Annotated in this window: 13 protein-coding genes; all 13 read left to right on the forward strand. The window is 36.8% G+C overall.

The window, feature by feature from the left end:
• Positions 1-152: 152 nt before the first annotated feature.
• The 13 genes from DEU42_RS01755 (at position 153) to DEU42_RS01815 (ending at position 16,209) form a co-directional block, all read left to right on the forward strand.
• Positions 153-3,272: a SusC/RagA family TonB-linked outer membrane protein gene (locus DEU42_RS01755; protein WP_114756555.1), complete on the forward strand. Its 3,120-nt coding sequence runs from the start codon at positions 153-155 to the stop codon at positions 3,270-3,272.
• 12 nt (positions 3,273-3,284) lie between these two features.
• Positions 3,285-4,778, forward strand: a complete 1,494-nt coding sequence (locus DEU42_RS01760; protein ID WP_114756556.1) for a RagB/SusD family nutrient uptake outer membrane protein — start codon at positions 3,285-3,287, stop codon at positions 4,776-4,778.
• 17 nt (positions 4,779-4,795) lie between these two features.
• Positions 4,796-5,668 (forward strand): DUF1735 domain-containing protein, encoded by an 873-nt coding sequence (locus DEU42_RS01765; RefSeq protein WP_114756557.1) that lies wholly within the window; start codon positions 4,796-4,798, stop codon positions 5,666-5,668.
• Positions 5,669-5,790: 122 nt separating this feature from the next.
• The gene (locus tag DEU42_RS01770) at positions 5,791-7,800 is read left to right on the forward strand and encodes a putative porin (RefSeq protein ID WP_114756558.1); all 2,010 of its coding nucleotides are present in this window, start codon (positions 5,791-5,793) and stop codon (positions 7,798-7,800) included.
• Between the two features lie 65 nt (positions 7,801-7,865).
• Entirely contained in the window at positions 7,866-9,227 is a 1,362-nt protein-coding gene (locus DEU42_RS01775) for a pyridoxal-phosphate dependent enzyme (RefSeq protein ID WP_114756559.1), read from the forward strand.
• A gap of 53 nt (positions 9,228-9,280) precedes the next feature.
• A complete protein-coding gene (locus DEU42_RS01780; RefSeq protein ID WP_114756560.1) occupies positions 9,281-9,793 on the forward strand; it encodes a 3'-5' exonuclease in 513 nt (170 codons plus the stop codon).
• Between the two features lie 28 nt (positions 9,794-9,821).
• Positions 9,822-11,090, forward strand: a complete 1,269-nt coding sequence (locus DEU42_RS01785) for a DUF2851 family protein (RefSeq protein WP_114756561.1) — start codon at positions 9,822-9,824, stop codon at positions 11,088-11,090.
• A gap of 58 nt (positions 11,091-11,148) precedes the next feature.
• Positions 11,149-11,376: a PspC domain-containing protein gene (locus DEU42_RS01790; protein ID WP_114756562.1), complete on the forward strand. Its 228-nt coding sequence runs from the start codon at positions 11,149-11,151 to the stop codon at positions 11,374-11,376.
• Between the two features lie 12 nt (positions 11,377-11,388).
• Complete coding sequence (locus tag DEU42_RS01795; protein WP_114756563.1) at positions 11,389-12,279, forward strand: helix-hairpin-helix domain-containing protein; 891 nt, start codon at positions 11,389-11,391, stop codon at positions 12,277-12,279.
• A gap of 15 nt (positions 12,280-12,294) precedes the next feature.
• Positions 12,295-13,437, forward strand: a complete 1,143-nt coding sequence (locus tag DEU42_RS01800) for an acyl-CoA dehydrogenase family protein (protein ID WP_114756564.1) — start codon at positions 12,295-12,297, stop codon at positions 13,435-13,437.
• 162 nt (positions 13,438-13,599) lie between these two features.
• Complete coding sequence (locus tag DEU42_RS01805; protein WP_114756565.1) at positions 13,600-14,952, forward strand: alpha-amylase; 1,353 nt, start codon at positions 13,600-13,602, stop codon at positions 14,950-14,952.
• 72 nt (positions 14,953-15,024) lie between these two features.
• Positions 15,025-15,219 carry a 30S ribosomal protein S21 gene (rpsU, locus tag DEU42_RS01810; RefSeq protein WP_114756566.1) on the forward strand — a complete coding sequence of 65 codons (195 nt, stop codon included), beginning with the start codon at positions 15,025-15,027 and terminating at the stop codon, positions 15,217-15,219.
• 72 nt (positions 15,220-15,291) lie between these two features.
• Positions 15,292-16,209, forward strand: a complete 918-nt coding sequence (locus DEU42_RS01815; RefSeq protein ID WP_114756567.1) for a tyrosine-type recombinase/integrase — start codon at positions 15,292-15,294, stop codon at positions 16,207-16,209.
• Position 16,210 lies beyond the last annotated feature (1 nt).

The raw sequence follows: 16,210 nt of genomic DNA on the forward strand, positions 1-16,210 counted from the left end.
TGCAAAATGTGGTCAATAATTATTAATCTGTTGTGGATTTTTCATTTACGTTAAAAAAAATGAAAATTTAGCGTTGCGGGGCAATGTTAAAAGTTTGTTATATTAAAATAAATTAATAGATTTGCAACTTAACTAACTCAAATTAATTCAATATGAAATCAAAGTTTACTTGGATTTTTACGCTGTTACTGGCGTTTTTTATTCAGTTTTCCTTTGCGCAGGAGAAGACCATTACTGGGGTCGTAACTGACGGTACTGGTATGCCGGTTCCGGGAGCTAACGTAGTAATTGAAGGTACTTCGCAAGGTGTTCAGACTGATTTTGATGGTAAATATGCCATCACAGCATCTGTGGGTCAGAAGCTGGTTTTCTCTTTTGTAGGTATGGCTCCACAAACTGTTAAAGTTGGTGCGTCAAATACTATTTCTGTAAAACTGGAAGATGATGCTCAGATTCTTAAAGATGTAGTTGTTGAAGCTTACAGAACAACTACAAAATCTCAATCAAACGTAGCGGTAACAACAATTACATCTGAGACTATTGAAGGAAGGCCAAATGCTAACTTTATCCAGACGCTACAAGGTCAGGTTCCTGGTTTGAATATTTCAACTGGTTCTGGTCAGCCTGGTGCTAACAGTACTGTTATCCTTAGGGGTTATGGTTCTGTTAATGGTAATATAGAGCCTTTATATGTTATTGATAACGTTCCAATGAGTGTTGATAACTTTAGAAGTATCAACCCGAACGATATCGCGTCGATTTCAGTACTTAAAGATGCTGGTGCAACTTCGATTTACGGTAACAGGGGTGCTAATGGTGTTATCATTGTTAAAACTAAAAAAGGAGGTTTTAAATCTCAGTTAGATATTAAATATACTGGAACTACTAGCTTCACTTCATTACAAGGTAATGATTATAACAAAATGAACGCTAAACAATTGCTTACTCTTGAGAGAGCTTATGGTAGAGGTTTAGGTGCTTCAGGAGGTGCTGCAGGTGGTGCAATGACTGATGATGAAATCAATAACTACGGTGTAAATACTGATTGGTATGATCAAATATTCAGAACAGGTGTTTCTCAAAATCACGTATTGAGTTTAACAAGTGGTAGTGAAAACCTTTCGTCTTTCACGTCGTTTGGTTACTATGATATGGAAGGTATTGTTAGAGGTACAGGTCTGAAAAGATTTAACTTCAGAAATAACCTTAACGGAAAAAGCAGCGATGGTAGGTTTAACTACTCTACAGCTACTACAATTAACTACTCTGTAAGAAACGAGGCTACTAACCTTGGTACAGGTGCGGTTAACCAAAACCCTATTATTGCTGCAAATCAGGGAGCTCCTTATTTAAGTCCGTCTTGGTACACTAATGGTCAGGAACTTAATAACTGGTATGCTTCTGGTATTCCTTCAGAATCAGCTGCTGCTCTTGGAGCGCCAAATATTACTAAAGGTAACCTATTGTTAACTCCGTTGATGCTAATGGATAAACTAAAAACCTTTACTAATGAGACAAATGAGATTAAAATGATCTCTAATATTCAGGCTTCTTACAAACTTACTGATGACCTTACTTTAGGTACTTCAATTGGTGGAGATTTTACTGAGAATATGACGCTTTTTGTTGAGGATCCTCATTCATTCAATGCTTACGTATTTCAACGTGATGAGGAAGATTATCTAGGTTTCCAAACGGAGGCTGTTACAAGAGAGTTTAACTTCAATGCTAATACTAGCTTGAATTATAACAAAGTTTTTGCTCAAAAACATGCACTTGATGTTTCAGTATTTACTGAGTATTATAAATCTCACCTTAAATCATTCCAATATACTCAGAATGGTTTAAATTCTAAAGTTTTTGTGCCAGGTAATGGTGCAGGTTTTATACCTCATAATCCATTCCCTGCTGACGGTGCAGGTAGTCCTGCTTTCTATGTTCCGGAAGTTGGAGCTGCTAAAGCTACTGCAGGTCTATTCTCTTATTTTGGTTCTGCGGATTATTCTTACGATCAAAAATATGGTGTGTCTGCTACAGTTCGTAGAGATGCTTCTTACCGTTTCTCTGAAACAAACAGATGGGGTACTTTCTGGTCGGTTTCTGGACGTTGGAATATCGACAAAGAAGCTTTCATGCAAAATACAGCATTTAACATGCTTAAGTTAAGAGCTTCTTATGGTACTACAGGTAACCAGAACATTTTAGGTCAGAGTTCTTTCTCTGCTCCAAATAACTCAAGAGAGTTAATGGCTTCTGGTACAGGTTATGCTAACCTTCCTGCGTATTTTGTTGATCAGCTTGGTAACCCGGATCTTAAATGGGAAACAAATGAGCAATTTAACATCGGTTTAGATTTTGAACTTTGGAAAAGCCGTTTAAGAGGTAATCTTGATGTTTACCAAAGAACAACTAAAGATCTATTCCTTACAACTCCAATTTCTGGTGTTAATGGTACTTATGGGTTACTTTCTAACAATGGTGATATGAGAAACAGTGGTGTTGAAGCCTTAGTTTCTTATGGTCTTATCAACGGTAAAGACTTCAAATTAACACTTAACTTCAACGGATCTTACAATAGAAACATTGTTCTTGATATTCCGGATGAAGGTGGTCTTCAAAATAATGGGAACACTGTGCTTCACGAAGGTGGTCCAATCAATGAGTACTACCTAATCAAATATGCAGGTGTTAACCCAACTAATGGTAACTTATTGTTTTACAAAGCTGATGGTAGCTTAACTGAAAACCCGGATCCGGAAGTTGACAGAAGATTTACGAATAAATCTCTTGCTCCAATCTATCAGGGAGGTTTTGGTTTCGATGCTGAATATAAAGGTTTCTACTTAACAACACAGTTTAACTATGTTGCTGATATCTGGAGGTTTGACTTTGACCTAGAAGGACTTCAGGATACTTCAGATATGGGACAATTTAATAAGTCTACAGATTTGTTAAACGCCTGGACTCCTGACAACAGAATTACTGATATGCCATCTATCTTCGTTACAAACAAAGGATATGATGGTGCTTCAGACAGATATCTTAAAGATGCTTCATACGTAAGATTGCGTTATGCTACTTTAGGTTATACTTTCTCAAATGAATTGTTGGCTAAGACTCCTTTCAAAGGTATTAAAGCTTTTGTTCAGGGAGAGAATCTTGTAACATGGTCAAAATGGAGAGGATGGGATGCTGAAAGTAACAGAGCTGGTGATCAGTCTCAGTACCCAACTCCACGTATTGTTTCAGTTGGTCTTGAACTACAATTTTAAAAAAAAATTATCATGAAAAACTTTAAAGTATTACTATTTGTTGCAGTAGCTTCTTTGTTTGCTGGCTGTAACGATGCTATAGATATTACACAGCCGAGTGAGTTACTTCCTATAGATACTTACGAAACTGTTGAAGATTTGAAACTTGGCCTTAATGGTGCTTACGCAGCAATACCTGGAGAGAACATTATTAAGTTTACATCGCTTTTTACTGATGAGGTAAAATTGGGAGTTAGTAATGGTGGTCAGGGAACGGATGGGGAGCTTGCTTTTGTATTAAATAATACATCTGGTGATGCTGCATCTATCTGGTTGTCTAATTATTATCTTATAAACTTATCTAACCGTATCATTGCCGGAGCTCAGAATGTAGTTCCTAATGATGAGATAGATGGTGAAGATACTGATAGATATAACACTATCCTTGCGCAGGCTTATTTCTTAAGAGCATTTGGACACTTCCAGTTAATGTCTTTCTTCTCTGAAGATATGACTAACGATAGTGCTTTGGGTGTTATTCTTATGGATTTTGTTCCTACAACAAAAGTTCAGCTACCTAGAAACACAAATGCTGAAATATTTGCTCTGATTGATAGCGATCTTACTTTTGCTGAAGCAAATCTTAATGATGGTATTGCCGGAGGTATGTTTGCTAACAAAACAGGAGCTAGCAAGGCTGCTATTAAAGCTTTAAGAGCTCGTATGGCACTTTATAGAGGCCAGTATGATCTTGCTTTGAGCTATGTTAATCAGATTGGTGTTCCAGGAAGTTTAACGTTAGCGACTAAAGGAACTACTTTAACTAACAGTCAATATGTAGCAATGTTCCTTGATACAAACGTTAATGAGATTATCTGGAAACTTGAAAGAACGGTAGACAGTGATGCTACCGGTAACTTCTACCAGATTTGGGCATCGGTTAACAGTACAACTACAGGTTCTCCATTCTTCGAAGTTAGTACTGCTTTGTTCAATCAGCTAGCTGCTAGTGATATTCGTCGTCAGGTTGTTATTGATCCTAGTGCTGCTCCTAGCTACACTATAAGACCTGTTGGAAAATACAGTAAATCTGAAAGCCAGAATCTTTTGGGTGATATCAAGATTTTCAGAAATTCGGAAATGGTTTTGATTGCTGCTGAAGCTTATGCAAACAATAATGATTTTACTAATGTAGCTGCGATGGTAAACAGAATCAGATCTGTTCGTTTTGGTAATACTTCAGGTAATATTGCTGTGCCAACAACATCTGAGGAAGCTTGGAGAGCTATCCTTAATGAAAGAAGAATTGAATTTGCATTTGAAGGTCACCGTTATTTAGATATTAAACGTATTGGTGCTAAAGCAGGTGTGAATGTTGATAGAGTTGCGTCGGATTATGTGACAGTTGGCGGTCTGATTGATCTTCCTGTTGATGATTACAGATGGAGATTACCAATTCCAAGGGATGAGCAGGCTGCAAATCCTAATATCCAACAAAATCCTGGGTACGGTGTTGCTACCCCATAATAATAAAAAAAAACTATATGAAAAAATATTTTTTAAAATTAGCTTTTGTAGCTTTAGGTGTTACTACACTTGTAAGTTGTGAAGAAGATACTGTTACTTATGGAGGTCAGAATTTTGTTACTTTTGATGAAGTAGCTAAAAGAAATTTTCCTTTCTTTGAAAATGGGGGTACCTCTGAAGTTCCAGTTAACATGGCTTTTCCTGTGTCTCACGATGTAACTGTAGACTTTCAGGTTGCTGAAAATGGTGCACTTGCCGGAACACATTATAATCTTTTGAATACTCAGGTAGTTATTCCTGCTGGTGAAACTACTGGTTATATTAGTATCCAGGTTATAGATAATACAATTCTTAACGATTCTAAATCTTTAGATATTAAGCTTACTGCAATAGACGATAGTAATATTACTTTAGGTTTAAATGATGATTATTCTCGTGATAAAAGATTTCTTATCGTAAACGATGACTGTACAACAACATCTTTCGCTTTCCTAGGAAAACTTAACTTCACAACATCTGGTGGTGGTGATTATGAAGGGGAGGCTGAGGCTGAAATTACTGAAGATGCATCTTGTAACCAGCTTCTTATTTCAGGAGATTTCTCTGGATTAGGACGTACTCAGGCAGCTCCAATTAGATTTGCTTTTGCTCCTAATGGTTCTGCAGTTCCTGCTTCATCTGGTACTATTTCTGCTTACGAGCAATTATGGTGTGAAAAATGTTATACTTCGGAAGGTAAAACATATAACATCCTTTTCTCTGCTACAGGTAGTTATTCAACACTAGGTACTAACAAAGACAATTGGAGAATGATTGTTAGTGGTACTACTACTATTGATGGACTTGGTTCTCTTACTGAGACTACTGTGTTTACAATTCCTCAACAATAGTCTGTAACTAATTACAGCTTATATAATTTAAGAGGCTTTCTTCGGAAAGCCTTTTTTTTTGCTTTATTTTTAGCTTTCGTGATATATAAAAATAAGTACCTTTGCCCAAACTCTAAATGTGCATGTTAAAAAAGAGCCTTTTCGTTTTTTTATGTTTGCTTCCTCTGTTTGCGTTTTCCCAGAAGAAGGGTAAACTTAATGCAAGGTCTAATCCGTCTAATCAAAAAACTATATCAGATAAGGATAAGGATAAGGCAGCAAGCTCGCCTAAAGACAGCGTTGCCACTATTGACATGTATAAAATCATTTCCTTTGACAGAGATACGACCTATGTCGATACTGCATTAACTTTAAAAAAGGAATATGAAGTTAATTATCTAAGAAAAGACAATTTTGGGCTTCTTTCGCTTTCTAACGATGGTGGGGCCTACAATGTACTTGATTTTGGGTTGAATAAATTTGATCCTTTTCCGCAGATGGGCTTTAAGGCAAAGCATGTTGCTTATCAGGAAGTAGAAGATATAAAGTATTATAATGTTGCTACTCCTTACACTGATCTTATGTATCGTTCTGTTTTGGGACAGGGACAAATACTCGATGCTTTTATTACTTTAAACACATCCGAGAATCTGAATTTTTCTGCAGGTTATAAAGGACTGCGTTCTTTAGGGCGTTATATCAACGAGCTTTCAAGTAATGGTATTTTTAAGCTAAGCGGTAGCTACAATACTACGGATAAAAGATATGTGCTTAGAGCACACTTTACCGGGCAGGATTTTTCTAATCAGGAAAATGGTGGGATTGTTGAACCCGAACTATTTGAACAAAGTGATCCTCCTTTTAACCAAAGGGAGCGCCTTGAGGTTTACATGCGTGATGGTAAATCAGTCTTAAAAGGGAATCGCTATTTTGTAGATCATACTTTCAGGTTGAGTAAAACAAATCCAAACAGCCTGGTTTTTCACCATCAATTCAATTATGAGAATAAATCCTATGAATTTAGTGCCGGTACCAATACGTCAGTTGGGGTAAGTGAAAGATTTGGAGATTCCTATGCGTCAATTGTTAATAATAAAACACGCTATAATAGGATGTATAACCTGATTGGTGCCGCATATGCTAATGAAAAAATTGGTAAGCTTGAATTTTACCTGGATGATTTTAGATATAATTATTTTTATAAGAGTGTGATAATTGCTGATGGTCAGCTGGCAACACCAAATTCAATTAGCGATGATATAGTTACTTATGGTGCCAAATATATTTATCAGAAGGATAAATGGAAAGGTAGTGTTCTGGTTTCTAATTCGATTACAGATCAGTCTTTGGCTAATATAGAGGCTTCTGTGCGTTATAAATTAAATGATGATTTTGAGTTTTCGGGTAAATATCAAAACATGAATAAGTTGCCGGATAATAACTACCAGTTATATCAGAGTACTTATAAAAGTTACAACTGGCCTTATGATGTTGAAGAGGATGATAATGGTTTGAAAACTGGCTTTAAGAATGAAAAGATTAATAATTTTGAATTTGAGGCTAAAACCAAATGGCTAAATGCGTCAGTTCAGTATTCTATACTGAATGATCATTTATTTTTTAACAGGGTTTATCCTGATCCGGCTCCGGCGGAAGATGAAGTTGAGCCTTTATTTGTAAGACCACAACAGTTTGATGGTACGATAAATTATCTTTCGGTTAAGGCTAACCGTGAATTCAGGCTGGGTAAATTTGCCCTTGATAATACAGTTTTATTCCAGAATGTACAGCAAAGCGCTAATGTACTGAATGTGCCTTCATTGCTTACAAGGAATACACTGTATTATACAGATCGTGCCTTTAAAAAAGCTTTATTCTTTCAAACAGGGGTGACTTTCCAGTATTTTACTGAATATTATACTAATGGATATAATCCTGTAATTGGTGAGTTTTATAGTCAGGATGCTACGAAAACCGGTAATTTCCCTTTAATCGATTTCTTTATCAATGCCAAAATTCAAGAGTTTAGGTTATTTATTAAGGCCGAACATTTAAATTCGAGTTTTTCGGGTTATAATTATTTCTCGGCTCCTAATTATCCTTATATGGACTTTACAATCCGTTTTGGAGTTGTTTGGGACTTCTTCTCTTAATCTTATAATTGTATTTTTTATCTTTGCTACTGAAAGTCATCTTAATGGCTTCTAAATAAATTAAAATGAAATACGCTAAAAACATATTAGAAACTATTGGTAATACACCAATGGTTAAACTAAACAAGCTTACTGAAGACATAGATGCACTTGTGTTAGCAAAAGTTGAAACGTTCAATCCCGGAAATTCTGTAAAAGACAGGATGGCTGTAAAAATGATTGAAGATGCGGAGGCAGACGGAAGGTTAAAACCGGGAGGTACTATTATTGAAGGTACTTCAGGTAATACCGGTATGGGACTTGCTTTGGGTGCAATCGTAAAAGGATATAAGTTGATATGCGTAATATCAGATAAACAGTCTAAGGAAAAAATGGATATTCTTCGTGCAGTAGGTGCGAGGGTAGTTGTTTGTCCTACTGATGTTGAACCAACAGATCCGCGTTCTTATTATTCGGTTTCTAAGCGCCTGGCTGAAGAAACTCCTAATTCATGGTATGTTAACCAGTATGACAACATGTCTAATACTGCTGCTCATTATGAGCAGACCGGGCCGGAGATATGGGAGCAGACTGAAGGTAAAATCACCCATTTTGTTGTTGGTGTTGGTACGGGTGGAACAATTTCCGGTGTTGCTAAATTCCTTAAGGAGAAGAATCCCAATATCAAGATTTGGGGTATCGATACGTACGGATCGGTATTCAAAAAATACCATGAAACAGGTGTTTTTGATGAGAATGAGATCTATTCATATATAACTGAAGGTATAGGTGAAGACATCCTTCCTAAGAACGTTGATTTTTCTCTTATTGATGGTTTTACTAAAGTAACTGACAAGGATGCTGCCGTTTATACCAGAAGACTGGCTCTTGAAGAAGGGATTTTTGTGGGGAATTCAGCCGGAGCTGCCATTAAAGGCTTACTACAGCTTAAAGATGAGTTTAAACCGGATGATGTGGTTGTGGTACTTTTCCACGATAGCGGAAGCCGTTACGTGGGTAAAATGTTCAATGATGACTGGATGCGTGAGCGTGGTTTCCTTGATGAGGAAATTACAAAAGCCGAAGATCTTATTAAAGACCACTCAGATAAACCGCTGGTGATTGTTCGTACAGAAGAACTTGTTTCTCATGCGATTGATCGTCTTCGTAAATATAAGATATCTCAGATTCCGGTTATAGATACTAACGGTTTTGTTGGGTCTATAGACGAAACGGATCTTTTCCGCAGCTATGTGGAAGATAAGGATATTGCTGATAAGCCTATTCGTGAGATAATGGGTAAACCTTATCCGGTTGTTAAGGCTAATACCTCGATAGAAGAAATATCTAAACTTATCAATAAGGATAATCAGGCTGTTCTTGTTGATTTAGGTAATGGTAAACACCATATCATTACGAAACATGATATCATCAGTTCAATCAAATAAAAGTATTTTTATATATTTGAAAGAGCCTTCGGGCTCTTTTTCCATTTTATCCTATGACCTTTACTGCTATCGATTTTGAAACAGCTACCGGCTATGCCTACAGTGCGTGTGCCGTTGGGATTGTTACGGTTGAAGACGGTGTTATTACAGAGGAATATCATACACTCATACAGCCGCCTTATAATGAATACTGGTATCGAAACATTATGGTACATGGTATTAAGCCTGCTGAAACACTTAACCTGCCAACTTTTGACGGTGTGTTTCCCGAGATTCGTAAAAGGCTACAGGGTAAAAAACTTGTGGCACATAATGAGTCTTTTGATCGTAATGTTCTTATGAAAACCATGCATTATTATGGTTTGTATTATGATGAGCTTGAATTGGCCAATCGTTGGGAGTGTACCTGTAAGATATACAAGGCTAAAGGTTACAAACCTACAAATCTAAAGGCTTGCAGCGAACGAAACGGAATTGAATTAAATCACCATGAAGCCTTGTCAGATGCTCGTGCCTGTGCTAAATTATATCTTCTTCATGACGGACAGGTAAAACTACATTTGTAGATTAAGTTTTTTGTGTATTTTCGTACTAATGAAAGAAGATTTTCTGCATTACGTATGGCAATTTAAAAAGTTTGACACCCTCAACCTGAAAACGGTTCAGGGTGAAGATATTGTTGTGGTAAATACCGGGCAATACCTACAGTTGGCCGGACCTGACTTCTTTAATGCACAGCTTGCCATCGGTAGCCAAAAGTGGGCCGGTAATGTAGAGATTCATATTAAATCTTCAGATTGGTATCACCACAGCCATGAGAAGGATACTGCTTATGACAATGTGATCCTTCATGTAGTATGGGAACACGATACAGAAGTTTTTAGAAAGGATAACACCGAAATTCCTGTTTTCGAACTTAAGCATTATGTCTCTGCTGAAACGCTCAATAATTATAATAACCTGGCTGTTACTAAATCTTGGATATATTGCGAGAAGGAATTGGCGCATGTAGATGCCTTTATGTTTTCTAATTGGAAAGAGCGTTTATTTTTTGAGCGACTCGAACGTAAAGCTTTACCAATTCTTGAACTGGCAAAAGCAACTGGGAATGATTGGGAAGCTGTTTTGTTTTCTTTTCTTGCTAAAAGTTTTGGGCTTAATACCAATGGAGAGATATTTTACCGCGTGGTACAATCATTGCCATTTTCGGTAATTAGAAGAGAGGGATTCGAGTTTGAAAATCTTGAGGCTTTGTTTTTTGGAAGGGTAGGTTTGCTGGAAGACAATCATGAAGATTTATATTTTAAAGATTTGAAATCGCGATATGATTACATCTGCCATAAGTACAGGTTAGACAAGGTGTATGTTGATCCCGTTCAGTTCTTCAAGCATCGCCCCGATAATTTTCCTACTATACGTCTGTCACAGCTGGCTCAGTTATACCATAAGCATCAGAATCTGTTTTCTAAGCTTACGGAAGGAGTTTCTGTTGAACAGATTTACAATATTTTTGATATACAAGTTTCTCCGTATTGGCAAACACATTATACTTTTGATAAGGTGAGCACTAAAAAACGAAAATCGCTCACAACATCATTTGTTGACCTGCTGATTGTTAATACCATTGTGCCTTTTAGGTTTGCTTATGAAAGAAGTATCGGTAAAGAAGATCCGGAAAAGCTCATAGCTATGTTGCAGGCGATAAAGCCTGAAAAGAATGCTATAATTGATAAATTCACTCAATTTAATGTTGAAATGAAGTCTGCTTTTGATACACAGTCTTTATTGCAGCTTAAAAATGAATATTGTGCTAATAAACGCTGCCTGCAGTGTGCAGTAGGTTTGGAACTATTAAAAAAGTAGAAAAACTTATACAAACTGTTTGCGAAACCATTACATTTGGTAAACTAAACATAGAAGAATGTCCTTTATAACCAACATACGTCATTTTTTTGAAAAACACGGTTTTGAAGTCCTGCAACGATTGTCTGACAGGTTGGGTATGCGACCTACAAACGTAAGGCTGTTCTTTATATATATATCATTTGTGACCGTAGGGCTTTGGTTTGGTGTTTATTTAACGCTCGCTTTTCTGCTTAGGCTAAAAGATATGGTATATACCAAAAGAAGCTCGGTTTTCGATCTGTAAAACCTATAGTCGATGAAGGCTTTCAGATTCTTTTTCAGATTTACTAAAGATCAGCAAAAGGGCATAATGGTGCTGTTTGGGCTGATAATTGTTTTTCAGATAATTTATTTTATTCTCACATCTTTTGATTTTGCCTCTGAACGAAAAAAATCAAATGAACAAAACGAATGGCTGGCACATCAGGATGAAATAAATGCACTAAAAGAAAAAACTACAACTAAGGATACGATATATCCTTTCAATCCAAATTTTATTACCGATTATAAAGGCTATATTCTTGGGCTTTCTACTTCGCAACTGGATAAACTGCATGCTTATAGAGCGTCAGGTAGGTTTATTAATTCAGTATCAGATTTTAAGCAGATTACCGGTGTGCATGATACATTACTGCTAAAATTGGAACCATACTTTAAATTTGGTAATAAGCCTTTATATTATAATAATAATACTTCTAGTGTAAAAGAATATTCCCGTAGTAGGTTTGCTTCCGATTCTAAGGCAGTAAAGGTTATTGATATTAACGAAGCCATTGAGGAGGATTTAATAAAAGTTTACGGTATTGGGCCTTATTATGCCAAGGAGATACTTAAACGGCGAAGTGTTTTGGGAGGCTTTGTTAGTATGGATCAGATGGATGATTTTTCAACCTTGTCGGCTGAGGCTAAATCAGAACTTAAAAAGTACTTTAGTGTTTCTAAAATTCCTGAAATAGAAAAAATAAATGTAAACACGGCATCACTATTACAACTTTCGCGGTTTCCTTATTTCAATAAAGATATTGCCAGAAGTGTAATTACACAACGTAGCATGGATGGTAAAATCAGAAAAATTGATGATTTGTTAGAAATTCAGAATTTTCCTGTTGATAAAGTAAAAATAATTGCCTTATATTTGGAATTCTAAAAAAATCAAACAAAAATGAACTTTGAATATAATGAAACGCAAAATATGATCGCTCAATCGATCAGGGATTTTGCAGAACAGCACATACGTCCGAACATTATGGAATGGGATGAGGCCCAACATTTTCCGGTAGACTTGTTTAAGAAATTAGGCGAAATGGGATATATGGGTGTTTTAGTTCCTGAAGAGTACGGAGGTTCGGGCTTAGGTTACCATGAATACATTACTGTTGTTGAAGAAATCTCTAAAGTAGATCCATCTATAGGTTTGTCGGTAGCGGCACACAATTCGCTATGTACAAATCATATCCTTACTTTCGGAAACGAAGAACAAAAAAAGAAATGGCTTCCTAAATTAGCTACTGCCGAGCATATTGGTGCCTGGGGTCTTACAGAACACAATACGGGTTCTGATGCAGGTGGTATGAATACTACTGCTGTTAAGGATGGTGACCATTGGATTGTTAATGGTGCTAAGAACTTCATTACACATGCTAAATCGGGAGATATAGCTGTAGTAATTGTTCGTACAGGAGAAAAAGGTGATTCTAAAGGAATGACTGCTTTTGTATTCGAAAAAGGAATGCCAGGTTTTACAAGCGGGAAAAAAGAAAATAAATTAGGTATGCGTGCAAGTGAGACCGCAGAGCTTATATTTGACAACTGCCGTATACCGGATGCGAACAGACTTGGAGAAGTAGGGCAAGGGTTTATTCAGGCAATGAAAGTACTTGACGGAGGTCGTATTTCTATCGGTGCATTATCATTAGGTATTGCTAAAGGTGCTTATGAAGCTGCACTTAAATATTCTAAAGAGCGTTACCAGTTTGGTCAGCCGATAAGTAACTTCCAGGGAATTGCCTTTAAGCTTGCAGATATGGCTACTGAAATCGAAGCTTCTGAATTATTACTTCACAAAGCTGCTTATCTTAAAAACAACCACAAACCAATGACTGTAGCAGGAGCTATGGGCAAAATGTATTCTTCTGAGATATGTGTGAAGGTTTCTAATGAGGCAGTTCAGATTCACGGAGGTTATGGTTATACCAAAGATTATCCGGTTGAGAAATTTTACAGGGATTCTAAGCTATGTACTATTGGAGAAGGTACTACTGAAATACAAAAACTTGTTATTTCTCGTAACTTACTGAAAGAGTAATAGTTAAAATATAGATATTTGAAAAAGGGGTTTGTGTATTACACAAACCCCTTTTTAATTTTATTTATTAACATTACAACGTTGTAGTAGCGTATTTGTTGTCAAATGTGTAATTTTTGAAGTTTGTTTTTATAAATTAGGTAAAATCCAAACCTATTAATTATGAAATACATATTTACTATTACTGCTTCTGCACTACTACTGTGGAGCTGTTCAAATGATCCTGAAATATCACAGGAAAAAAATCTGTCGACGGCTAATAATGCCGCTGTGCAAACAAAAGTTATAGGCTCTAAGGTTATGATTCAGGCTTTCTACTGGGATGTTCCTGCTGGAGGAATCTGGTGGAATACTATTAAAGGAAAAGTTCCTTCGTGGAATAGTGCCGGGTTTGATGCTATTTGGCTTCCTCCGGCTAGTAAAGCACAAAATGGGGGATATTCAATGGGGTATGATCCTTTTGATTATTTCGATTTTGGAAGTTATAACCAAATGGGTAGTGTGGAAACACGCTTTGGTTCTCTTGCTGAAATTAATTCTCTTATTACTACGGCGCATAATAATAATCTGAGTGTTATTGCTGATATTGTTCTGAATCATAACAGTGGAGGCGCTTCACAAGCTAACCCTTATACAGGTTCTAATACCTGGACCGATTTTCAGCCTGCTTCAGGTTTATTTATCCGTTCGTACAACGATTTTCATCCCAACAATCTCCATGCTTCTGATGCAGGTTCTTTTGGAGGTTTCCCTGATCTGTGTCATGATAAGACCTATGTACAGGATTGGCTGTATAATAATTCCAATTCTGTTGCCAAGTATTATAAGAACACTATGAAGTTTGATGGTTGGAGGTTTGATTATGTGAAAGGATTTGAGCCTTGGGTGGTAAAAAACTTTAAAAATGCAGCTCCCGGATTTGCGGTTGGGGAGTATTGGGATGCTAATGCTGCAACCCTTGAATGGTGGGCTAATTCGGCTGAAGTAAGTGCTTTTGATTTTGCCTGTTATTATAAAATGCGTGATGCATTACAGAATAATGATCTGACACAGCTTAATGGTGATATGCTTTTAAAGCGTAATGCCTACAGGGCGGTAACTTTTGTAGCAAACCATGATACGGACGAGATTTATAATAATAAGATATTAGCCTATGCTTATATACTGACACACGAAGGTTATCCATGTGTGTTCTATCGTGATTATGAAGAATGGCTTGATAAGAATAAGCTGAATAACCTTATATGGATCCATAATAACAAAGCTTCGGGGTCTACAACGTATCTTTACGCGGATAATGATGAATATGTAGCACGCAGGAATGGAACGCCGGGTCTTATAGTATATATTAATAATAGTAATTCATGGCAGGAAAGATGGGTAGATACGAACTGGGCAAGTACAACCATTAAAGATTATACAGGAGCGTCAACGTGGGAGCCTGTAACGCAGGCTGATACATGGGTTAAGGTTCAGGCGCCTCCGCATGGCTATACTGTATGGTCGGTAAAATAAAAAGTACATTTTATTTGTCAGGTATAAAAAAAGATGTAGTTTTGCAGCCTTAACGAGAGGAGGTGTTATATTATGTTGATTATACCAATTAAAGACGGAGAAAATATTGATAGAGCGCTTAAGCGTTACAAAAGAAAATTTGATAAAACTGGTGTAGTGCGTCAGCTAAGAAGTCGTCAGGCTTTCATCAAACCTTCGGTTGTAAGAAGAGCTCAAATACAAAAAGCAAGTTATATCCAGGGATTAAGAGATTCTCTAGAGAATTAATTAATTTTAAGGATTAATGATATTACCGTTAGCAGGAAAGTTTTATAACTTTGCTGTTAACGGTTTTTTTTTATGGTTAATTCTAAACAGGCATACGCAGATTATCTTTTAAAGGAGAAGAATTATTCTCTCCTGACACTTCGTGCTTATACGGATGATGTGTCTGCATTTGAGCGATTTATTAAAGAGCAGGATGAAGATGCTGAGCTTGAAAATGTTGTTTATAGTCACGTACGAAGCTGGGTGGTTCATCTTGTTGAAGGTGGTGTGGCTAATAAGTCGGTTAACAGGAAAATTTCTTCACTAAAATCGTTTTATAAATTTCTATTGCGTTCAAAACAAATTTCTGTAAATCCTTTGCAGCAACATAAGTCGCTAAAGACTGAAAAGAAAGTTCAGATACCCTTTTCTGAAAAAGAGTTGAATGATGTGGTGGCTGATATAGAATACACTGATGATTTTGAAGGGATTAGAAATAGGTTGATAATTGAGCTTTTTTATACTACGGGTATTCGTCGCGCTGAACTTATAGGTTTAAAGTTGGGTAGTTATGATTCCGGGAACGGAACGCTGAAGGTGTTGGGTAAACGGAATAAGGAACGGATGCTGCCTGTTTTGCCTTGTACGGCTCAATTGCTGGGTAGGTATATGGTGGAAAGGAGAGCTTTGGCGGAGATTAACGATGCTGATGTGTTAATTTTGAATAATCGGGGCAATAAAGTGAGTGAATCATTTGTTTATAGGTTAATAAATGGTTACTTTAGTGTTGTCTCCGGTAAGGTAAAGAAAAGTCCGCACGTGCTTCGGCATACCTTTGCAACGCATCTTCTCAATAACGGAGCCGACTTGAATTCAGTAAAGGAATTGCTGGGTCATGCGAGCTTATCTTCTACACAAATATATACCCACAGCAGTCTTGCTGAGTTGAAAAAAGTGTACGGTGATGCGCATCCGCGTAATCGGGGCGATTCCTCAACGTTTAACGATTAAA

Source organism: Flavobacterium sp. AG291, assembly GCF_003350375.1.
Taxonomy (GTDB): Bacteria; Bacteroidota; Bacteroidia; order Flavobacteriales; family Flavobacteriaceae; genus Flavobacterium; species Flavobacterium suzhouense.